At 69.6% G+C, this 21,324-nt stretch carries 19 protein-coding genes; 9 read left to right on the top strand and 10 right to left on the bottom strand.

From position 1 onward, the window contains the following. Nucleotides 1-165 precede the first annotated feature (165 nt). Together ABIA33_RS17625 and ABIA33_RS17620 are read left to right on the top strand one after the other, a co-directional pair. Nucleotides 166-1,260, top strand: a complete 1,095-nt coding sequence (locus tag ABIA33_RS17625; RefSeq protein ID WP_370082551.1) for an NADH:flavin oxidoreductase/NADH oxidase — start codon at nt 166-168, stop codon at nt 1,258-1,260. Nucleotides 1,261-1,428: 168 nt separating this feature from the next. Continuing rightward, entirely contained in the window at nt 1,429-1,824 is a 396-nt protein-coding gene (locus ABIA33_RS17620; RefSeq protein ID WP_370082549.1) for a VOC family protein, read from the top strand. Here ABIA33_RS17620 and ABIA33_RS17615 read toward each other — a convergent pair. From ABIA33_RS17615 to ABIA33_RS17605, 3 genes are all read right to left on the bottom strand, one after another. Continuing rightward, nucleotides 1,761-2,597 (bottom strand): helix-turn-helix domain-containing protein, encoded by an 837-nt coding sequence (locus ABIA33_RS17615; RefSeq protein ID WP_370082547.1) that lies wholly within the window; start codon nt 2,595-2,597, stop codon nt 1,761-1,763. The two genes, ABIA33_RS17620 and ABIA33_RS17615, sit on opposite strands and share 64 nt — an antisense overlap. Before the next feature lie 22 nt (nt 2,598-2,619). Next, a complete protein-coding gene (locus tag ABIA33_RS17610; protein WP_370082545.1) occupies nt 2,620-3,909 on the bottom strand; it encodes an MFS transporter in 1,290 nt (429 codons plus the stop codon). 180 nt (nt 3,910-4,089) lie between these two features. Next, nucleotides 4,090-5,028, bottom strand: a complete 939-nt coding sequence (locus ABIA33_RS17605; protein WP_370082543.1) for a trans-aconitate 2-methyltransferase — start codon at nt 5,026-5,028, stop codon at nt 4,090-4,092. 77 nt (nt 5,029-5,105) lie between these two features. On the opposite strand from ABIA33_RS17605, the gene ABIA33_RS17600 reads away from it, so the two are divergent. After that, nucleotides 5,106-5,690, top strand: coding sequence for a helix-turn-helix domain-containing protein (locus ABIA33_RS17600; protein ID WP_370082541.1), 585 nt, complete (start codon nt 5,106-5,108; stop codon nt 5,688-5,690). A 27-nt stretch (nt 5,691-5,717) separates the two neighbouring features. Here ABIA33_RS17600 and dnaB read toward each other — a convergent pair whose 3' ends face one another. Beyond that, a complete protein-coding gene (gene dnaB / locus ABIA33_RS17595; protein WP_370082929.1) occupies nt 5,718-7,184 on the bottom strand; it encodes a replicative DNA helicase in 1,467 nt (488 codons plus the stop codon). Between the two features lie 588 nt (nt 7,185-7,772). On the opposite strand from dnaB, the gene ABIA33_RS17590 reads away from it, so the two are divergent. Then, a complete protein-coding gene (locus tag ABIA33_RS17590) occupies nt 7,773-9,125 on the top strand; it encodes an MATE family efflux transporter (protein WP_370082539.1) in 1,353 nt (450 codons plus the stop codon). Nucleotides 9,126-9,262: 137 nt separating this feature from the next. Here ABIA33_RS17590 and rplI read toward each other — a convergent pair whose 3' ends face one another. From rplI to rpsF, 4 genes are all read right to left on the bottom strand, one after another. Then, complete coding sequence (gene rplI / locus ABIA33_RS17585) at nt 9,263-9,709, bottom strand: 50S ribosomal protein L9 (RefSeq protein ID WP_370082537.1); 447 nt, start codon at nt 9,707-9,709, stop codon at nt 9,263-9,265. Between the two features lie 19 nt (nt 9,710-9,728). Further along, on the bottom strand, nt 9,729-9,965 hold the full coding sequence (gene rpsR, locus ABIA33_RS17580; RefSeq protein WP_030254746.1) for a 30S ribosomal protein S18: 237 nt from the start codon (nt 9,963-9,965) through the stop codon (nt 9,729-9,731). Nucleotides 9,966-10,076: 111 nt separating this feature from the next. Beyond that, nucleotides 10,077-10,688: a single-stranded DNA-binding protein gene (locus tag ABIA33_RS17575; RefSeq protein WP_370082535.1), complete on the bottom strand. Its 612-nt coding sequence runs from the start codon at nt 10,686-10,688 to the stop codon at nt 10,077-10,079. 113 nt (nt 10,689-10,801) lie between these two features. Continuing rightward, on the bottom strand, nt 10,802-11,092 hold the full coding sequence (gene rpsF, locus ABIA33_RS17570) for a 30S ribosomal protein S6 (protein WP_123498332.1): 291 nt from the start codon (nt 11,090-11,092) through the stop codon (nt 10,802-10,804). A 412-nt stretch (nt 11,093-11,504) separates the two neighbouring features. On the opposite strand from rpsF, the gene ABIA33_RS17565 reads away from it, so the two are divergent. The 3 genes from ABIA33_RS17565 (at nt 11,505) to ABIA33_RS17555 (ending at nt 14,210) form a co-directional block, all read left to right on the top strand. After that, the gene (locus ABIA33_RS17565) at nt 11,505-11,870 is read left to right on the top strand and encodes a hypothetical protein (RefSeq protein WP_370082533.1); all 366 of its coding nucleotides are present in this window, start codon (nt 11,505-11,507) and stop codon (nt 11,868-11,870) included. 125 nt (nt 11,871-11,995) lie between these two features. Continuing rightward, a complete protein-coding gene (locus ABIA33_RS17560; protein WP_370082531.1) occupies nt 11,996-13,114 on the top strand; it encodes a lipid II:glycine glycyltransferase FemX in 1,119 nt (372 codons plus the stop codon). Nucleotides 13,115-13,175: 61 nt separating this feature from the next. Next, nucleotides 13,176-14,210, top strand: a complete 1,035-nt coding sequence (locus ABIA33_RS17555; RefSeq protein WP_370082529.1) for an alanine racemase — start codon at nt 13,176-13,178, stop codon at nt 14,208-14,210. Nucleotides 14,211-14,370: 160 nt separating this feature from the next. Here ABIA33_RS17555 and ABIA33_RS17550 read toward each other — a convergent pair whose 3' ends face one another. Together ABIA33_RS17550 and ABIA33_RS17545 are read right to left on the bottom strand one after the other, a co-directional pair. After that, on the bottom strand, nt 14,371-15,891 hold the full coding sequence (locus ABIA33_RS17550) for a glycosyltransferase family 87 protein (protein ID WP_370082527.1): 1,521 nt from the start codon (nt 15,889-15,891) through the stop codon (nt 14,371-14,373). 202 nt (nt 15,892-16,093) lie between these two features. Next, a complete protein-coding gene (locus ABIA33_RS17545) occupies nt 16,094-18,673 on the bottom strand; it encodes a transglycosylase domain-containing protein (protein WP_370082525.1) in 2,580 nt (859 codons plus the stop codon). A gap of 396 nt (nt 18,674-19,069) precedes the next feature. Between ABIA33_RS17545 and ABIA33_RS17540 the strand changes: the two genes are divergently transcribed. Beyond that, entirely contained in the window at nt 19,070-19,804 is a 735-nt protein-coding gene (locus tag ABIA33_RS17540) for a helix-turn-helix transcriptional regulator (protein WP_370082523.1), read from the top strand. A 207-nt stretch (nt 19,805-20,011) separates the two neighbouring features. Beyond that, nucleotides 20,012-21,094, top strand: a complete 1,083-nt coding sequence (locus ABIA33_RS17535; protein WP_370082521.1) for an inositol-3-phosphate synthase — start codon at nt 20,012-20,014, stop codon at nt 21,092-21,094. Nucleotides 21,095-21,324: the final 230 nt, after the last annotated feature.

Genomic DNA, 21,324 nt, shown 5'->3' with positions numbered 1-21,324 from the left:
CCAGCATCCGCGCCCCCGCCCGGCCCCGCGCCCCCCTCCGCGCGAACGGGTGACCGGACGTCACACCGGCTCCAGCCCCCGCAGACGCATGCACTTGCAATTATTTCTCACGCTGCCTACCGTGGTGCGCGGCACAGTAGGCCCGACTTCCGACGAGGACTCCCGATGAGCAAGCTGTTCGAGGCACTGACCCTGCGCGGGCTGACCATCCCCAACCGCGTCTGGATGGCGCCGATGTGCCAGTACTCTGCGGACTCGGCGGGGCCCGACACCGGCGCTCCGCAGGACTGGCACTTCCAGCACCTCGCCTCCCGCGCGGTCGGCGGCGCCGGTCTGATCCTGGTCGAGGCCACCGCGGTAAGTCCCGAGGGCCGGATCAGCGCCCTCGATCTGGGCCTGTGGAACGACCGCCAGCAGCAGACGTTCCGCCGGATCACCGCCTTCCTGGAGTCCGTCGGCACCGTCCCCGGCATCCAGCTGGCCCACGCCGGACGCAAGGCGTCCACCAACTCCCCCTGGACGGACGGCGGCTCCGCCGTCCCGCAGGAGCGGGGCGGCTGGCAGACCCTCGCACCCAGCGCCGTCCCCTTCGCCGGCAACCCGATCCCCGCCGAGCTGACCACCGACCAGATAGCCACCGTCGTCCAGCAGTTCGCCGACGCGGCCCGCCGCGCCCTCTCCGCCGGCTTCAAGGTCGTCGAGGTCCACGGTGCGCACGGCTATCTCATCCACGAGTTCCTCTCCCCGCAGTCCAACACCCGCACCGACGCCTACGGTGGCTCGCTGGAGAACCGGATGCGCTTCGCCCTCGAGGTCGTCGACGCGATCCGCTCCGTCTGGCCGGACGACCTGCCCGTCTTCTTCCGCACCTCGGCCACCGACTGGCTGGCCGGGGACACGGCGGACGAGCGGGTCGGCTGGACCGGCGAGGACACGGTCCGCCTGGCCAAGGAACTCCAGGCCCACGGCGTCGACCTGCTCGACGTCTCCAGCGGCGGCAACATCCCCGACGCCGCCATCCCGGTCGCCCCTGGCTACCAGGTCCCCTTCGCGACCGCCGTCCGCGACCAGACCGGCCTCCCGGTCGGCGCCGTCGGCCTCATCACCGAGCCGCACCAGGCCGACGAGATCCTCGCCGCCGGCCAGGCCGACGCCGTCCTCCTCGGCCGCCAGCTCCTCCGCGACCCGTACTGGCCCCGGCACGCCGCGACCGCCCTCGACGTGGAATGGGCCCGAACCAAGCAGTACGCCCGCGCCTGACGGGATGTCGTCGGGGCCCGGATCCGGCCCGGTCCGCCGGGCCCCGACGACATCCCGGAGCCGTAGGCGTCCCGGGCCCGCAGGCGTCACGGGCCCGCAAGCGTCCCGGTCCGGTAAGCGTCCGATTCGTTCAAGACCGGCGGCTCGACCAGCGCCTAGCGTGGCGGCATGACTCCTCGACTCGATCTGCTCGGCCTGGTCGTCGCCGACATGGCCGCCTCGCTCGCCTTCTACCGTCGCCTCGGGATCGACCTCCCCGCCGAGGCCGACGGCGAACCCCACGTCGATACCACCCTCCCCGGCGGCTTCCGCCTCGCCTGGGACACCGTCGACGTGATCCGCTCCTTCGATCCCGGCTGGACGCCGCCGCAGGGCGGCCACCGCACCGCGCTCGCGTTCGACTGCGGCGACCCCGCCGAGGTCGACAAGGTGTACGCCGACCTGGTCCAGGCGGGCTACCCGGGCCACAAGGAGCCCTGGGACGCCTTCTGGGGCATGCGCTACGCCATCGTCCACGACCCCGACGGCAACGCCGTCGACCTCTTCGCGCCGCTGCCCGCCTGAGCCGGCTGCGCGCCCGGCACCGCACCCGGCTGCCCGCCCGGCACCGCACCCGACGCCCCCGGCGACTCCAGCAGCAGCTCCCCCAGCGGTACGCCGGCCAGAGCCCGCACCTCCCGAGCGAGGTGCGCCTGGTCGGCATACCCCGCCAGCGCCGCGACCAGCGCGAACGGCAGGCCGCCCCGCGCCGCCGCCAACGCCCGCTCCAGGCGCAGCACCCGCGCCAGGGTCTTCGGCCCGTACCCGAAGGCGTCCAGGCAGCGCCGCCGCAACTGACGCTCGCTCAGCCCCACCTCCCCTGCCAGGTCCGCGATCCGGCAACCGCGCCGCAGACCGCCCACTACCGCCTCCCGCACGCGGTCCGGTGGCGGCGGGGCCTCGCGCAGCCGTGCGACGGCGACCGCTTCAAGCGCCGCGCCCCGGCCACGGCCGCCGCTCTCCACGGCCTCGCCGACCCGCTCCGCGAGCAGCCGCGCAGTCCGTTCCGGCCACAGCTCTCCCAGCGGCACCCTGCGGTCCCGGAGCTCGTGCGCCGGAACGCCGAGTACGTCCGTCGCCGTCCCGGGTGCGAACCGGAGCCCGACGTGACGGTCGCCCGCCCGGCCCCGCACCAGCTGCGCCGCTGTGTCGGGGCCGGCCACCAGCAGCCCGCCCTCGGTCCAGATCAGGTCCATGCAGCCGTCCGGGAGCACCCGGACCACCTCGGCGGCTCGCGTCCGTTCCCGAGCCCACAGCACCGCTCCCGGCACCACCAGCGCCGCCCGCTCCTGGTACATGCCCCCACAGTATCGCCGGGCCCTACGCCGCCGTCCCGGCCTCCGCCTGCGCGGGCAGCGGGATGTCGCGCATCCCGCGCAATGGCGAGAACAGGAGCCAGAAGCCGGTGAGGGCCATGACCGCGGCTCCGATCCACAGGGTGGTACGCAGCCCGAGGCCGGTGCCGAGGACACCGCCCAGCAGCGCGCCCACCGGAGTCGTGCTCCAGATGAGCCAGCGGATCGAGGCGTTCATCCGTCCCAACAGCTCAGGCGGGCACACCGACTGCCGGTAGGAGACCTGTGCGGTGTTGTAGACGGCGCCGCCCGCGTTGAAGGCCGCCCAGCCCGCGGCGTAGGCCAGCGCGCCCCACCCCGATCCGGAGAGCGGCATGAGGAAGGTGAGCGGAGCGGGCAGCAGCAGCGCGACCCACATGATCCGCGCTGTCCCGATCCTCTGCGCCAGGCGGCGGGCGACCAGGCTGCCCGCGAATCCGCCGAGCGTGCCCAGGCCCAGGACGATGCCGGCCACGGTGGGCGTCGCGTGGAGCGTCCGCACCAGGAACAGCACCTCGATCGAAACGACCATGGAGATCGCCAGGTTGGCCGTGGCCGTGCACGCGGCGATCTTGCGGAGAACGGCGTCACCCAGAACAAAGCGCAGCCCCTCCCGCATCGCCTCCCGGAAGCCGACCCGCGGCGCGTCCTGTCCGGGCTCGCGCCGGGGTTCGTGGACGCGGATGAGGGCCAGGGTGAGCGCGCTCACCGCGTAGGAGACCGAGTCAGCGGCAACCGTACGGGCTGCGCCGATCACCCCGCTCAGGGCGGCGCCGACGGTGGGGCCGACCGAGTCCGCGAAGGTCTCGGTTGCCCTCAGCTTGCCGTTTCCGTCAACGAGTTGTTCCCGCGTCAGCAAGCTCGGCAGGTAGCTCTGGTCGGCGACGTCGAAGAAGACGCTGAGGATGGCGGCGGTCAGCACGGCGGCGTAGAGCTGCCAGAGGACGACGTGTCCGAACAGGGAGACCACCGGTATCGATCCCAGCGCGAGCATCCGCCCCAGGTCGCACCAGACCATCAGGCCACGACGGCGGATCCGGTCCACCAGCACGCCGGCCGGGAGCGCCAGTACCAGGAACGGCAGTCGGCGCATCAGCCCGATCATCGCGACCTGGAAGGTTGTAGCGTTCAGGGTCTGCACCGCGAGGAGCGGCAGGACCAGTGTGGAGACAGCGGAGCCAAGATCGCTGACGGCGCCCCCGGTCCAGAGGAGCAGGAACGCCCTGTGGCGCCAGAGGGTCGGGGGCGCGGGTGCGGGGGTCGACGACTTTGGCATGGTCTGTTCAAACACAGATCTATACCTACACCTGCGCTTCTGGCTGGACCAGGGTTCTCAGCAGATCTTCACATCTGCTACGCAGGAGTCCGCGGCGCCAGTGAGAACCGGGCGGCGCCGCTCAGCGAGTCCACGGCCGACTCCGTCGACGTAGCCCTCCGGCGCCCCTGTTCGGCACGGTCACTGAGCCGAACGCACGCCCGTGAAGACCGTGGTGGCGGAGAGGAGGAAGGCGTCGGGCCGCCGCAGGATGCCCTCCGGTGCTCCGGGATCGAGCAGCACGTCGAGTGTCTTGCGGTCCTCGACGTCCAGGGACTCGCTCATCGACTCCCGCAGCCGGGTCAGATGGGTGTGCAGGTAGGCGCGGGCCGTCTCGCCCAGAGGTGCCTGCAGGTCGAGGAGGGAAGTGAAGCTGCCCACGCGGGTGAGTCCGGCGCGGCTGAGCATCGCGGGCCAGTCCTCGACCAGGGTGGTGCTGCCGGGCAGCTCGGCTCGCATGATCTCGAACCAGTGCTCCTGGACCACGTCGAGCCGGGCCTGGAGGCCCGGCCTGCCGATGCCGATGTCGCGTGGGAGGAAGCGCATCGGCAGGCCGCCCTCCGCCACGGCGAGCAGCCCGCCGGGCCTCAGCACAGCGGCGAGCGCGTTCAACGCGCCCTGCTGATCGCCGAGGTGGTGCACGGCCCTGCTGCTCCAGACCAGATCCGCCGTGCCGACGCCGCCTTCCCCGTGCTCGTCACCGCCGTCCAGACCCTCGGGCAGCTCCGCGTGCCGGACGGCCACCCTGCCGCCGAGGCCGAGCCGCTCGGCGCGAGCCAGGGTGCGGTCCAGCAGCCCCGGTGTGCCGTCCACCGCGACCGCCTCGGCGTCCGCGAAGGCCTCGGCGAACACGCAGGTCATCACGCCCGGCCCGCTGCCGATGTCGAGGATGCGCCGGACCTCCTTGTCCGGGCCGAGCAGCTCCCTCAGGCGGGCCACCGTCCGGCGGAGGACCGGGAGTTGCAGTTCGCCGCTGTTCTCCAGCTGGGTGGCCATGACCTCCCAGTCGATGTCGGTGCTGTGGTTTGCATGGCCGTGGCCGTGGCCGTGTCCGTGGCCGGAATCGCTGTGTGGGCTCATGCCGAGGAGCGTGTACCCGCCGGGCGGCCGTGGCAACTTCTGTTGCCAATTCCGGGACAGCGAGGTCAAATGCCCGCATGGACAAACCACCGGCCTACCAAGCCGTCCTCGACGAGGTCGCCCCCCGGCTCAGACGGCTGCGCACCAAGAGCGGCATGACCCTGGCCGCGCTCTCCGAGGCGACCGGCATCTCCAAGAGCACCCTTTCCCGGCTGGAGTCCGGACAGCGCCGCCCGAGCCTGGAACTGCTGCTGCCCCTCGCCGGTGCGTACCACGTGCCCCTCGACGACCTCGTCGGCGCGCCCGAAGTGGGGGATCCCCGAGTACGGCTGGCACCGCACACCATGACGAGCGGCGGTACGTTCATACCCCTGACCCGGAGCCCGGGCCCCCTCCAGGCGTACAAGATGATCATCCCCGACCGGGGTGCCGAGCCGGATCTCCGGACACACGAGGGCTACGAGTGGCTGTATGTGCTGGACGGCCGGTTGCGGCTCGTCCTCGCCGAGCACGATCTGGTTCTCGGCCCGGGCGAGGCCGCAGAGTTCGACACCCGGCTGCCCCACTGGTTCAGCAGCGCGGACGGGCGGCCGGTCGAGGTGCTCAGCCTCTTCGGGAGACAGGGGGAGCGCATGCACGTCCGCGCGAAGCCCCGCGCATGACGGCATGACACCTGCAACAGCCGCCCCTCAGCTCTGGGCCATGTCGACGAAGCGTGAGTAGTGACCCTGGAATGCGACCGTGATCGTCGCCGTAGGCCCGTTACGGTGCTTGGCCACGATCAGATCGGCCTCGCCGGCCCGGGGTGATTCCTTCTCGTAGGCGTCCTCTCGATGCAACAGGATGACCATGTCGGCATCTTGTTCGATAGATCCACTTTCGCGGAGGTCCGAGACCATGGGTCTCTTGTCCGTTCGCTGTTCAGGGCCACGGTTGAGCTGGGACAGCGCGATCACCGGGAGCTCCAGCTCCTTCGCCAGGAGCTTGAGGTTTCGGGACATCTCGGAGACCTCCTGCTGTCGGCTCTCCGGGCGGCGTGAGCCGCCCGTCGTCATCAGCTGGAGGTAGTCGATGACGACCAGGCGCAGGTCGTTCCGCTGCTTGAGGCGGCGGCACTTGGCGCGGATCTCCATCATCGACAGGTTCGGGGAGTCGTCGATGTAGAGCGGCGAGTCGTTGAGCTCCGGCATCCGCCGCGCCAGCCGGGTCCAGTCCTCGTCCGTCATGTTCCCCGAGCGCATGTGGTGCAGCGCGACCCGCGCCTCCGCGGACAGCAGGCGCATCGCGATCTCGTTGCGCCCCATCTCGAGAGAGAAGAAAACGCTCGGGATCTTGTGCTTCACCGAGCAGGACCGGGCGAAGTCAAGCGCCAATGTCGACTTTCCCATGGCGGGTCGGGCCGCGACGACGATCATCTGGCCGGGGTGGAGGCCGTTGGTGAGGGAGTCGAGGTCGGCGAAGCCGGTGGGGACGCCGGACATCTGGCCGCTGCGGGAGCCGATGGACTCGATCTCGTCGAGGGCGCCCTCCATGATGTCGCCCAGCGGCGCGTAGTCCTCGTTGGTGCGCTGCTCGGTCACGGCGTAGATCTCGGCCTGGGCTGCGTTGACGATCTCGTCGACGTCGCCCTCGGCGGCGTATCCCATCTGCGCGATCCGGGTACCGGCCTCTACCAGCCGGCGCAGCACCGCGCGCTCGTGGACGATCTCCGCGTAGTACTCGGCGTTGGCTGCCGTGGGCACGGAGTTGACGAGGGTGTGCAGGTAGGAGGGGCCGCCGACGCGGGTGATCTCGCCGCGTTTGACCAGTTCGCTGGCGACGGTGATCGGGTCGGCCGGTTCGCCGCGCGCGTAGAGGTCGAGGATGGCGCTGTGGATCAGCTCGTGCGCGGGGCGGTAGTAGTCGGCGGGCTTGAGCACCTCGACGACGTCGGCGATGGCGTCCTTGGAGAGCAGCATCCCGCCGAGGACGGACTGCTCGGCGGCGAGGTCCTGCGGCGGGACGCGCTCGTAGGACGAGTCGCCGCCACCGTCGTAACCGCGGGTGTCGCCCTTGCGGTCCTTGCGGTCGCCGCCCGCGTTGGCGTAGGAGGAACGATCGGCCTGGTTGCCACCACCCCCACCGCCACCCCCACCGCGGTTGCGGCTGACCGGCAGGCGGTCGCCCGGGCCGTCCGAGGGAGGCGGAGGCCACTCCTCGTCGGGCGGGAGAACGTCTAGCTCGCCGTGGTCGTCGTAGGGCACGTCGGTCACCGGGAACCGCCTCCGGAGGCCCTCTCGCGTACCTCGCCCATACCGCGCCTCCCGTTGTGCCGAGCCCTGCTTTTCGTTCCCGCGCGGGCGTCCGGGACGGACGTGCGCGTCACCATCTTCTATACGGCACCCCACTGACACGGGGCACGTGCGCGCGGGTGCGGCGCGTCGGCAGAGCGCCCACGCTAAGGGCGGAACAGCCCATCGGCCAAGATGGTTATCCACAGGCCATGTGGATGACGGGCCGTGGGCTGTGGAGAACTGGCCCCAAGCTGTGCACGGCGCGGGGGACAAGCTGTGGATAACCTGACGATCTTCCCGGCGTCAACACGCTGACCTGCAGTGATGCCATCCACTCCCTGTGCACGGGAAAAACTTCCCACATGGAGCAAAGATCACAACAAGGGGTGTACGCCCAGCTACACGGAGCGCTTGCCAGTAATAGGCAGTATGCCGTTGCAGTCATTACCTGTGGATGACTACGGTAGGACCATGCGACCGACCTCTCCCCGCCGCCTGGACGCGCCTCCCGCTCCCGGCCGCCGCACCAGGAACGACCGGGAGATCCTCGCCCTCGCCCTGCCCGCCTTCGGCGCCCTCATCGCCGAACCGCTCTTCCTGATGGCCGACTCCGCGATCGTCGGACACCTCGGCACGGCCCAGCTCGCCGGACTCGGCGTCGCCGCCGCCCTCCTCGCCACTCTCGTCAACGTCTTCGTCTTCCTCGCCTATGCGACGACCGCCGCCGTGGCGCGCAGGGTCGGTTCGGGTGACCGGCGCGCGGCCGTCCAGCAGGGCATCGACGGCATCTGGCTCGCCTCGATCCTCTCCGTACCCGTCGTCGCCGCCGCGACCACCCTGGCGCCGGGGCTGGTGCACCTCTTCGGCGCGTCGCCCACCGCCACCCCCTACGCCGTCGACTACTTGCGGATCAGCGCGCTCGGCATCCCCGCCATGCTGATCGTCCTCGCCGCCACCGGCGTCCTGCGCGGCCTCCAGGACACCCGCACCCCGCTGGTCGTGGCCGTCGCCGGATTCGGCGCCAACCTGCTCATGAACATCGGCCTCGTCTACGGTGCGGGCCTCGGCATCGCCGGTTCGGCCCTGGGCACCGTCCTCGCCCAGTGGGGCATGGCCGCCGCCTACCTCACCGTCGTCGTCCGCGGCGCCCGCCGTACCGGCGCGAGCCTGAGCCCTGACCTGGCCGGCATCCGTGCCTGCGCCACCGCCGGGGCGCCGCTGCTCGTCCGCACCCTCAGCCTGCGCGCGGTCCTGCTCATCGCCACCGCCGTCGCGGCCCGGCTGGGCAACACCGCCATGGCGTCCCAGCAGGTCGTCATGTCCCTGTGGACCTTCCTGGCCTTCGCCCTGGACGCCATCGCCATCGCCGGGCAGGCCATCATCGGCCGCTGCCTGGGCGCGAGCGACGCCATGGGCGCCCGCGCCGCGACCCGGCGCATGGTCGAGTGGGGGATCGGCACCGGCATCGTCCTGGGCGCGCTCCTGCTGCTCGCCCGTCCGCTGTACCTCCCGCTGTTCACCGCCGACCCCGCCGTCCAGCACCAGCTCGACGCCGTCCTGGTCATCGCCGCCGCCACCCAGCCCGTCTGCGGCGTGGTCTTCGTCCTGGACGGCGTGCTGATGGGCGCGGGCGACGGTCCGTATCTGGCCTGGGCCATGCTCGCCACTCTCGCCGCCTACGCGCCCGTCGCTCTCACCATCGGCAGCGGCAGCCTGGTCGCCCTCTGGGGAGCGATCGCGCTGTGCATGGTCGTCCGGCTGCTCTTCCTCGGCCTGCGCGCCCGGACCGGGGCCTGGCTGGTCACCGGCGCGGTACGGGCCTGAGGCGGTCCGGGGGCAACCCCGGTAGTCCCGCCTTGGTGACCTGGATGGTCATCGCCGGGCTCCCTCGAATGAGATCCGCCCCTGAGCACGCGGAAAGGCCGGACCCCTGCAGGGGTCCGGCCTCACCTCAGAGCGCGTCAGGCAGCGACGACGTTGACGTTGATCTTGGCGACCACGTCGGAGTGCAGCTTGACAGTGACCTGGTGGGCACCGGTGGTCTTGATCGGCGAGCCGATCTCGACCCGGCGCTTGTCGACCAGCGGTCCGTCCACGGCCTGGATGGCCGCGACGACGTCGCTCGGGGTCACGGAGCCGAAGAGACGACCCGCGTCGCCCGCACGCACGGCGAGCTTCACGGAGACGGCCTCAAGCTTGGCCTTGACCTCGTTGGCCTGCTCCAGGGTCTGGATCTCGTGGATCTTGCGGGCGCGACGGATCGCGTCCACATCCTTCTGCCCGCCCTTGGTCCAGCGGATGGCGAAGCCACGCGGGACCAGGTAGTTGCGGGCGTAACCGTCCTTGACCTCGACGATGTCGCCGGCGGTACCGAGGCCGGAGACCTCGTTCGTGAGGATGATCTTCATGGTTCGGTCACCCTCCTATTCAGCGAGCGGTCGAGGTGTAGGGCAGCAGAGCGACCTCGCGGCTGTTCTTCACAGCCGTGGCCACGTCGCGCTGGTGCTGGGTGCAGTTGCCGGTGACCCGGCGAGCGCGGATCTTCCCACGGTCGGAGATGAACTTGCGGAGCAAGTTCGTGTCCTTGTAGTCGACGTAGGTGATCTTGTCCTTGCAGAACACGCAAACCTTCTTCTTAGGCTTGCGTACAGGCGGCTTCGCCATCATGTACTCCAACTGGTGTTCACGATCCGGCCGTTGCTCACGCAGCAACCGGGTCGCACGGGATCAAGTCTGAGCGGGCCTCGCCCCGGAGGGGTCGGCCCAGCACACTGCCTAGAACGGGGGCTCTTCCGAGAAGCCGCCACCGCCGGCCGGGGCACCCCAGCCGCCGCCGGAGCCGCCCTGCTGTCCGCCGCTCGCCGGGGCGCTGGACGCCCAGGGGTCGTCGGACGGAGCGGACTGGCCACCGCCGGAGCTTCCGCCCCAGCCGCCGCCGGAGCCGCCCTGCTGGCCGCCGCCGCCGAAGCCACCGCCGCCGTTGCCGCCGAAGCCGCCGCCCGGGCCGCCCTGACCGCCGGACCGCTGGGCCTTGGTGACCTTCGCGGTGGCGGAGCGCAGCGACGGGCCGACCTCGTCGACCTCGACCTCGAAGACGGTCCGCTTCTCGCCCTCTTTGGTCTCGTACGTGCGCTGACGCAGACGACCCTGGACGATGACGCGCATACCGCGCTGCAACGACTCTGCGCAGTTCTCAGCCGGCTGACGCCAGACGTTGCACGTGAGGAAGAGGCTCTCGCCGTCCTTCCACTCGTTCGTCTGACGGTCGAAGGTGCGGGGGGTTGACGCGATGCGGAACTTCGCGACGGCCGCACCCGACGGCGTGAAACGCAGCTCGGGGTCGTCGACGAGGTTGCCGACGAGGGTGATGACGGTCTCGCCTGCCATGGTGGTGTTCGACCTCTCGGTGGGAGCGGTTCCGTTCAAGCAGTGCTCACCGCAGCGGCCGTACGGACGGCCGAGCAGTGCAGCGCCTCAAGGAGCAGGCGCTTGGGGATGCCTCAGTGGGTGTCCGGGCGGAGCACCTTGGTGCGGAGGACCTGCTCGCTCAGGTTGAGCTGCCGGTCGAGCTCCTTGACGACCGCAGGCTCAGCCTTGAGGTCGATCACCGAGTAGATGCCCTCGGACTTCTTGTTGATCTCGTACGACAGACGACGACGGCCCCAGGTGTCGACCTTCTCCACATTGCCGCCGCCGGTGCGGACGACATTGAGGAAGTTCTCGATCAGGGGGGAGACAGCGCGCTCCTCGACCTCAGGGTCGAGGATCACCATGACCTCGTAATGACGCATGTGGAACCCACCTCCTCTGGACTCAGCGGCCACGGTCTTTCCGTGGCAGGAGGGTTTTTGAACGCGTCGCAACAGTAGTGGTCGGCACTGACAACGAGCGGAGAACCGCTACGACACTGGGCGGGAAGCCCCTCGGAAACCGACGGGACCCATCAGGATCAGCGCACAGGTCGCGGCAAACAAGCCGCGCCACACCGGTGCAGACGGTCCAGCCTACAGGCACCCGAATGGGGTCTTGTAATCCACCCCCCAATCGCCGCAATCTGTACACATCGGGTACGGGGTGCACTACAGTGCGCCACCGGCAGCCCGTGGCCGCACGGCCACCACCCGGCCGACGGCCCACCCGCGCCACGCGCGACCGCCGTGAGCGGCCCGCGTGCGCCGACACCTCCCCAAGGAGGCGGGTTACATGGCCCAATCGATCGGTCCCTCCGAGGCACAGCCCGGGGCTCAGACAGCGGCCCATCACAAGACGCCGCTGTCCTCCGTCATCCAGCGCAACAGCGACGGGAAGGCCCATCCGCTCCAGGACACCCTGGCCGCCATCACCGTGGTCCTGGGCGCCATCGCCATCTCGACCTGCATGTTCCGCGGGCTGCACCTGCTCGCGTCGTGGACCGGCCTGGTCGGCATCTTCACCGCCGGCTGGGGCCAGTACATCTCCGCCACCACCGCCGAGCGGTTCGTCCTGATCATCGCGGGCGGCGCCTGCGCGGTCGGCTTCGGCATCGGCCTGGCCCACGGTGGGCTCTTCGGTGGCCTGATCACTTACTGACGCCCCTGAGGCCCCCTGCCGAACCCCTTTCCGGACATCCACCGGCCAGCTTCCCTATGGGGGTGCTCCACCTGGGCAGTAGGCTTCGCGCTGACGCGAACTGAAGCCCGAGGAGCACCCCCACCATGAGCCTGCGCCTGAGGACCATCAGCCGGGAGGAGCACCTGGCCTTCATCAGGAGCCTGCCCTCCGCAAGCCACATGCAGGTGCCCTCCTGGGGCGACGTCAAGGCTGAGTGGCGCTCCGAGAGCATCGGCTGGTTCGACGACCGCGGAGCCGTCGTCGGCGCGGGCCTCGTGCTGTACCGGCAGATCCCCAAGGTCAAGCGCTACCTCGCCTACCTCCCCGAGGGCCCGGTCATCGACTGGTTCGACCCCAGCCTCGACCGCTGGCTGCAGCCGATGCTTGACCACCTCAAGTCGCAGGGCGCCTTCACCGTGAAGATGGGCCCGCCGGTGATAATCCGCCGCTGGCAGGCCGAGACCATCAAGAACGCCATCGCCGGCAAGGAGGCCAAGCGTCTGCGCGACGTCGAGGCCGACTGGTACGAGCCCCGCGCCATCGACACCGCCGACCGGCTCCGCCGCATGGGCTGGCAGCAGGGCGAGGACGGCGGCGCCGGCTTCGGCGACGTCCAGCCCCGGTACGTCTACCAGGTGCCGCTGGCCAACCGTTCCCTCGACGACGTGCTCAAGGGCTTCAACCAGCTCTGGCGCCGCAACATCAAGAAGGCCGAGAAGGCCGGGGTCGAGATCGTCCAGGGCGGCTACGACGACCTGCCGGTGTTCCATCAGCTCTACCTGGAGACCGCGGAGCGCGACCACTTCATCCCGCGCCCGCTGTCCTACTTCCAGCGCCAGTGGAAGGCCCTCACCGACGAGGACCCGCAGCGGATGCGCCTCTACCTCGCCTACCACGAGGGCGACGCGCTGGCCGGAACAACCATGATCACGGTCGGCGAGCACGTGTGGTACTCCTACGGAGCCTCCACCGTCCACAAGCGCGAGGTGCAGCCCAACAACGCCATCCAGTGGCGGATGCTGCGCGACGCCTATGCGCTCGGCGCCACCGTCTACGACCTGCGCGGCATCAGCGACACCCTCGACGAGAGCGATCACCTGTTCGGCCTCATCCGCTTCAAGGTCGGCACGGGCGGGCAGGCCGCCGAGTACCTGGGCGAGTGGGACTTCCCGCTCAACAAGCTGCTGCACAAGGCCCTCGACATGTACATGAATCGGCGCTGACACCCCGTCGCACCGCCGAGTCAGTCCCCGCCCGAACCGGTACGGAAGGCACTCCCACCTCATGGCGCTCACCCTGTACGTGGACACCCCCCGCTGGCGTGCCCACCAGCGCTCCGTCGTGGAGTCCTTCCCCGGCCTGGTCCCGGTCGCCAAGGGCAACGGCTACGGATTCCGCAACGTCCGCCTCGCCGAGGAGGCCACCCGCCTCGGCGCGGACGTCCTCGCCGTCGGCACCCCGTACGAGGCGGCCGAGCTGAAGGACTACTTCGGCCGCGACCTGATCGTCCTCACCCCGTACCGCATCCGCGAGGACACGGTGCCGCTGCCGCAGCGCGTCATCCGCACCGTCGGCACCATCGAGGGCGTCCGGGGACTGGTCGGCGGACGCGTGATCATCGAGTGCATGACCAGCATGCGCCGGCACGGGGTCTCCCCCGAGGACCTGCCCAAGCTGCGCATGGCCATCGACGACGTCCGGGTCGAGGGCTTCGCCGTCCACCTGCCCATGGACCGGCCGGAGGGCGTCGACCCGCTCGGGGAGACCGCGCAGTGGGTCGATCAGCTCCGCGCCGCCGGCCTGCCGGTGCGGCGGATGTTCGTCAGCCACCTGAGGGCACCGGAGGTCGCCGAGCTCTCGCAGCGCTACCCGGACATCCACTTCCGGCCCCGGATCGGCACGCAGCTGTGGCTCGGCGACCACGGGGTGATCGAGTGCCGCGGCACCGTGATGGAGGCGCACCCGCTGGCCAAGGGCGAGCGCTACGGCTACCGCCAGCACCGCGCGGCGGGCGACGGCCACCTTCTCGTGGTGGCGGGCGGCACGGCCCACGGTGTGGGCCTGGAGGCCCCCAAGTACCTCACCGGCCTCACCCCCCGCGCCAAGAACCTCGCCCGGGCCGGCCTGGCGACCCTCAACCGCACCGCCTCGCCGTTCAGCTGGAACGGCGCGAAGGTCGCCTTTGCCGAACCCCCGCACATGCAGGTCTCCCTGCTCTGGCTCCCCGGCGAGGTCCAGCCCCCGCAGGTGGGCGAGGAGCTGAAGGCGACGCTCCGTCACACCACCACGCTGTTCGACCGCATCGCCGACCGGGGCTGACCGACAGGCCCGCACGCACGCAGAAGTTCGGACCTGACGGCCCGTCGACTCAGCCGCGCGCCCGCCCAACTCAAGTCCGTTCGAGTCGAGTTGGGGCCCAGTGGAGCGGGCCGGTGGACAGCGGGTTATCCACAGGCCCGGCGGCACTTGTCCACAGGGCTCAACTGGGCGTCACGTCCGCGTACATGGGCGAGTCGTAGGACTTTCCACCGATGACGAAAGCGTCATCTGCCATGTCCAATACGCCTCCTGACGGATCATCACTTCCGTCCCAGCGCACCACGTCGAACTCCGGCAGCAGCACGTCGCGGATGACGATTACACACAGGTAGAGCGTCCCCAGAATGTGGACGGCGATCGCCGCGTGGTACCAGTCCGTGGGCAGCCCCTTCTGGTTGGTGCTGGAGGTGTAGGCGAAGTTGTACCAGATCGCCAGGAAGTAGATGACCTCGCAGCTCTGCCACACCAGGAAGTCCCGCCAGCGCGGTCGGGCGAGTGCGGCCAGTGGGGTCAGCCACAGCACGTACTGGGGCGAGTAGACCTTGTTGGTGAGGACGAACGCGGCGACGACCAGGAAGGCAAGCTGGGCGAGCCGTGGGCGGCGCTGCGCGGCGAGGGCCAGCCAGGCGATGCCCAGGCAGCACACGGCGAGCAGCAGCGCGATCACCGTGTTGACCGTCGAGACCGACAGGTTGATCAGGCCGTTCTGGGAGAGGATGAGCCAGAACGACCCGTAGTCGATCCCCCGCGTCTGGCTGAACGAGTAGAACGTCGCCCATCCGCTGAAGTTCAGCAGCATGAACGGCAGGTCCACGACCAGCCAGGCGACGATCGCGCCGGCCAGGGCCTGGCCGAACTCGCGCATCCGCCCGGCGCGCCAGCAGAGCAGCAGCAGCGGGCCGAGCAGGAACACCGGGTAGAGCTTCGCGGCGACGGCCAGGCCGAGGAAGGCGCCCGCCCAGGGGGCGCGGCGGTTGGCCCAGCAGGCCATTCCCACGGCGGTGAGGGCGACGGCCAGCAGGTCCCAGTTGATGGTGGAGTCCAGGGCGAGCACCGGCGCCAGCGCGAACAGCAGCGCGTCCCAGGGGCGGCGGCGGTGCGTGCGCATCAGCGCGATCACGGCCACCACCGCACACACCATCAGCATGCCGGAGTTGATCAGCCAGAACGCCTGCTCGCGGTGGACGTCGCCACCGCTCGACGGCGTCAGCCAGCCCGCGACCCACATGAACAGGCCGGTGACGACCGGGTACTCCAGGTACTGCATGTGCGGGTCGGTCGCGCCGGGGAGCTTGTCCAGGTAGGGGACGTTCCCGATGGAGAAGCCGCGCAGGGTGAAGAGGTGCGGGATGTCGCTGTAGCAAGCGTGGTCGTACTGCGCGGTGGCGCCGTAGAACCAACCGCTGTTGTAGCAGGGGATCTTCTGCACCATGCCGAGGGCGAAGACCACGATCGTGCACACGGCCAGCACGCGGGCGGCCGTCCACCAGCTGACCCCCAGCAGCGCGCGGCGTCCGGGCGCACCGCCTAGCAGCTCGCTGCTCGCGGCGGCGACCGGGTCCTCGTCGGCGGGGACGACGACGGTGTCCTCGGGCGGCGGCGTGGGCAGCGTCAGGGTGCCCTCCCCGGGAGTACGGTCCGGCTCGGGCGCCGCTGCCTCGTCACGCTCGCTCGACGTCATGCCGGACATCCTGCCGCACGTTCCCTTTCCTGGACCGGGCACCCGGCAGTTCGACCGGACCCAGCGCCCGGAACGGGCTAACTGTCCGCTTCGGGCCGGCTGCGGGCCGGACGCCGGGCCGGCGCCGGCTGTGCGCCGCACATGACGCCGGCCCCGGTGCGTTGCACCGGGGCCGGGCGATCGTCGGTTCAGGAACGTCGGATCAGGGGGTCCACGTCGGGGTTGCGCGCTTGGTGCGACTGGAGCTCGGCGATGCCGAGCCGGTGTCGGTGGGCGAGCTGCTCGGCGTGATGCAGGCGAACAGGAGGCAGGTGTCCGTCGCCGAGGGAGAGGTCGAAGGACTGTTGGACGGCGGCGCCGACGGACTCGTCGACGGTGCCGCGGACCGCGACGCCGACGCCGAGCTGCTTGCGCTCGCGCTGGCCGACGCGGAGGGCGACGGTGCGCCCGACTCGTTGGAGCCGGTCCCCAGGGTGGGGGCGGGCGGGAAGCTCGTGGCCGGCAGTCCGTTCAGGGCCTGGGACATGTAGTTCACCCACACCTGGAGCGGAAGCGCGCGACCGAAGAACTTGGGGTAGCCACCGGCGCCGGACATGCTGACCAGCGTCGGGTGGGCCGGGTCCTCCCGGAACATGGTGACCGCGGTCGCGAGCTGCGGCGTGTATCCGATGAACCACGCGGACTTGTACTCGTCGGTGGTACCGGTCTTGCCGGCCGCGGGACGGTTGATCACCTGCGCGGGAGTTGCGGTGCCGTTCTTGATGACGTCCTGCAGCATGCTGTTGATCGTGTTCGCGGTCGAGGGGGTCATGACCGGCTTCATCAGCGGCTTGCTCAGCACCGGCTGTTGATCGGCTCCGCTGTAGTCGAGCTTGGCGACCGAGTAGGGGTCGTGGTAGATGCCGCCGCTGGCGAAAGTGGCATAGACGTTCGCCATCCGGATCGCACTCGGAGTGGACGTGCCGATGTAGAAGCCGGCCGTGTCGTGCGTGAGGATCGTGTGGTCGAGGCCCAGGTCGGTGGCCATCTTCTCGACGTTGGAGTAACCGACGTCCTCACCCAACTGCACGTAGGGCGTGTTGACGGAGTCGTCCATCGCGGTGCGCAGGGTGATGAAGCCCCGCTTGGTGTTGTCGTCGTTCTGCTGGTGCAGGATCCCGGTGGGATCCGCCGCGTCCGTCAGCAGATTGCCCTGCTGGTTCTTGATGGTGATCCCGTTGTCGCCGTTGAACTTGCTGTCCGGCGTGATCGGCGAGGACTGGGCGCCTGGGGTGAGTATCGCGCCGTTCTGCAGCGCGGCGGCCATCACGATCGGCTTGAAGGTCGATCCCACCGGCACGCCGGAGGTGTTGGCGTTGTTGACGAAGTGGCCCTTGTCCATGCCCGGGCCACCGTAGAGCGCGACCACCGCCCCGGTCGACGGGTCGATGGAGGCCGCACCGGTCTGGATGAAGGTGTCCGTCTTGGGACGCTTCTTGGGATCGAGGTGATCCTTCTGCATCTTGTCCACGGCCGCGGACATGTCGGCGATCTTCTTCTTGTCGAAGGTCGTGTAGACCCGGAAGCCCCCCTTGGCGAACTCCGCGTCCGTCACCTTGGGATTGGTGTGGCTCTCGACGTAGTTCTGGGCGGTCTCGACGAGGTAGCCGACCTGACCGTTCAGCGACGCGTTCTGGTTCCACACAATGGGCATGGGGAACTTGTCGGGGGTGTACTGAGCCCGGTCGGCCGCGGTCATCCAGTTGTTGTGGACCATCCGGTTGAGCACGTAGGTCCAGCGGGCGATCGCCTGGGGCTTCACATTGGGATCGGTGTCGATCTGCTGGTAGAAGCTGGGCTGGTTGACGGTCGCTGCGATGAAGGCGCCCTCGGAGACGGTCAACTGCTGGGCATGGACCCCGTAGTAGGCCTCCGCCGCGGCCTCGATGCCGTTGGCGCCGCGCCCGTAGTAGTTGCTGTTGAGGTACCCCTCGAGGACCTGGTCCTTGGTGTAGTAGCCCTGGCCGATCTTCACCGAGATCATGATCTCGCTGAACTTACGGGTCGCGGTCTGGCTGCTGTTCGCCAGGATGCTGTTCTTCACCCACTGCTGGGTGATGGTCGACCCCGACTGCACCGCGCCACCCGTCACCATGTTCCGCACGGCGCGCAGGATGCTCATCGGGTCGACGCCCGAGTTGGTCCGGAAAGTCTCGTCCTCGGCTGCCTGGAAGTCCTCCTGGACCGCCACTGGCACATCCGTGAGGTGCACGTTCTGCCGGTTCACGGTGCCGGTCGTCGCCATGATCGTCTTGCCGTCGGCCCAGTAGAAGATGTTGTTCTGCTGCTGGGTACTGGGGTTGACCGGCGGCACCGTGGTCGTCGCGTACGCGTAGCCGACGAGACCCACGACCGCGGCGAACATCATCAGGCAGCCGCTCAGGATCTGCTTGAACGACGGCAACCAGCGCCGGACGCCGCCCTTGCCCCAGCGCGGGTAGTCGATGAAACGCTTCGGCGGGGGTCCGCTCGGCCCGGCCGGCCCCTTGCCGCCCCGACCGCCGCCGGGCGGACCGCCCTCCATACCGTTGGCGGCACCGGCGCCACGGCGGCCCTTGGACTGGGCGGCCTTGCGCATCTCGGCGCGGGTCATCCTGGGCTGCGCCGTGGTCTGGTTCTGTCCCTGCGGACGCGCGGTACGGCGCGGCGGCGGACCGCCCTGGGGGCGCGGCGGCGGCTGCCCCGCACCACGATCGGGGGACGTTCCTCCCGGGTTCGACTGCTTGCGCCGATGTTCGCTCATGCTTCCAGCTGCTCCTCGGACAGGCCGCTAGGCCTGAAGGCGGTGGTCCACTTCCGATCCGCGACAGGTCTTTCGGCCTGTGCGCGAGTCCCCCGGGGCACCGGCCGGAGAGGCCGCACTGCACCGTGGACGAGGACGTCCCAGGCGCCACATCGGTTCCCGGCATTCTGCATAGGCGACAGAGTACGCAGCAGTAGTAGGTAGCCAACCGGGCGTCACCTACCAATCCGGACATACTGCCCGCAGATACTTACGAAAGGCAGGCTCTGGAACCGGTTGTGATCACGTTCACCGAGTCGCCCCTTGCTAGTGAGCCGCTTGCGGCATATCGTCTCGATGTATCGACTCGATACATCGAGACGGCATAGCGACGGCAGCGAGAGGAGGCGGCACAGCATGAGCAGACGCTCCGGCATCCTTGAGTTCGCCGTCCTCGGCCTGCTCCACGACGCCCCCATGCACGGCTACGAACTGCGTAAACGCCTCAACGTGTTGCTTGGTTCCTTCCGTGCCTTCTCCTACGGGACGCTCTACCCCTGCCTCAAGGGGCTGGTCGCCCAGGGTTTCCTGGTCGAGGACAATCCCGACACCGAGTACATTCCGGCCACGGCGCTCAACGGCAAGCGATCCAAGATCGTCTACCGGCTCACTCCCGAGGGCAAGCAGCGCTTCGAGGAGTTGCTCGCCGACTCCGGCCCGGACGCCTGGGAGGACGAGCACTTCGGGGTGCACTTCGCCTTCTTCGGCCAGACCGACCGGGCGGTGCGGATGCGCGTCCTGGAAGGGCGCCGCAGCAGGCTCGAGGAGCGGATGGAACGCATGCGCACCTCGCTGGCACGCACCCGGGAACGGCTCGACGGTTACACCCTCGAACTCCAGCGCCACGGCCTGGAGTCAGTGGAGCGCGAGGTCCGTTGGCTCAACGAGCTGATCGAGACCGAGCGCGCCAATCGCACCGGACGCAGCTCCGACGCAGGAGCCAGAGACGCCGGGCCGCCGGGCGAACCACCCGGCTCAGGCTCCGGCCCCATCCTCACTCCCACCTCACAGACTTCGGACGGCAGGGACCGGCCCGCGGACATCACCGCACAGCCACCCCACCGCCCGGGGCGCTCCTCCTCGGAGCGCTGACCCTCGCGCGACCCCGCCGGCTCCAACAGCAGGCGCGGATCACGCACGCGGGCGGCAGGGGGACTGCCCAGCAAACGCATTGACGTTCCGCAAGGACGTATCCAAGGACGGACCACGCCGCACCGGTCCGGACCGTCCGCTGAAGCAACCAGCTGAGGAGTCGCGTTCACCACGCGGCCCTCACGATCACAACAGGGAGCAGCCGGAATGAGTTCGGTTCGCGTAGCCATCGTGGGTGTGGGCAACTGTGCCGCCTCGCTTGTCCAGGGCGTCGAGTACTACAAGGACGCCGACCCGAACAGCCGCGTGCCCGGTCTCATGCACGTGCAGTTCGGTGAGTATCACGTCCGCGACGTGGAGTTCCACGCCGCGTTCGACGTCGACGCCAAGAAGGTCGGCCAGGACCTCGCGCACGCCATCGGCGCCAGCGAGAACAACACCATCAAGATCTGCGACGTGCCGCCGACCGGCGTCATGGTCCAGCGCGGCCCGACCCTCGACGGTCTGGGCAAGTACTACCTGGAGACCATCGAGCAGTCCTCCGAGGAGCCGGTCGACGTCGTCCAGGTTCTGAAGGACCGCAAGATCGACGTTCTGGTCTGCTACCTGCCGGTCGGCTCCGAGGACGCGGCCAGGTTCTACGCCCAGTGCGCCATCGATGCCAAGGTCGCCTTCGTCAACGCCCTCCCGGTGTTCATCGCCGGCACCAAGGAGTGGGCGGACAAGTTCACCGAGGCCGGCGTGCCGATCATCGGTGACGACATCAAGTCCCAGGTCGGCGCGACGATCACGCACCGCGTGATGGCGAAGCTCTTCGAGGACCGTGGTGTCCTGCTGGAGCGCACCATGCAGCTGAACGTCGGCGGCAACATGGACTTCAAGAACATGCTCGAGCGTGACCGGCTGGAGTCCAAGAAGATCTCCAAGACCCAGGCCGTCACCTCCCAGATCGTCGACCGCGACCTGGGCGCCAAGAACGTCCACATCGGCCCCTCGGACTACGTCGCCTGGCTGGACGACCGCAAGTGGGCGTATGTGCGCCTCGAGGGTCGTGCCTTCGGCGACGTCCCGCTGAACCTGGAGTACAAGCTCGAGGTCTGGGACTCCCCGAACTCCGCCGGCGTCATCATCGACGCGGTGCGGGCGGCGAAGATCGCCAAGGACCGCGGTATCGGTGGACCGATCCTCTCCGCGTCCTCCTACCTGATGAAGTCCCCGCCGGTGCAGTTCTTCGACGACGAGGCCCGCGACAACGTCGAGAAGTTCATCCGCGGCGAGGTCGAGCGCTGAACGCTTGGCGCTGAGCCGAGGTGACACCCTGCGGGTGTGTTCCGCACACCCGAGGGGGTCCCGTTTCACGTGAAACGGGACCCCCTCGGGGTTTCCCACCGGGGGTCCGGGGGTCGCCCCCCGGGGAGCGTGCAGCACGTGAAACGGGACCCCCTCGGGGTTTCCCACCGGGGGTCCGGGGGTCGCCCCCCGGGGAGCGTGCAGCACGTGAAACGGGACCCCCTCGGGGT

The organism is Streptacidiphilus sp. MAP12-16 (assembly GCF_041262165.1).
Taxonomy (GTDB): domain Bacteria; phylum Actinomycetota; class Actinomycetes; order Streptomycetales; family Streptomycetaceae; genus Streptacidiphilus.
Note: the sequence above shows the minus strand (reverse complement) of the source record. Positions and strands in the feature narration are given on the sequence as shown.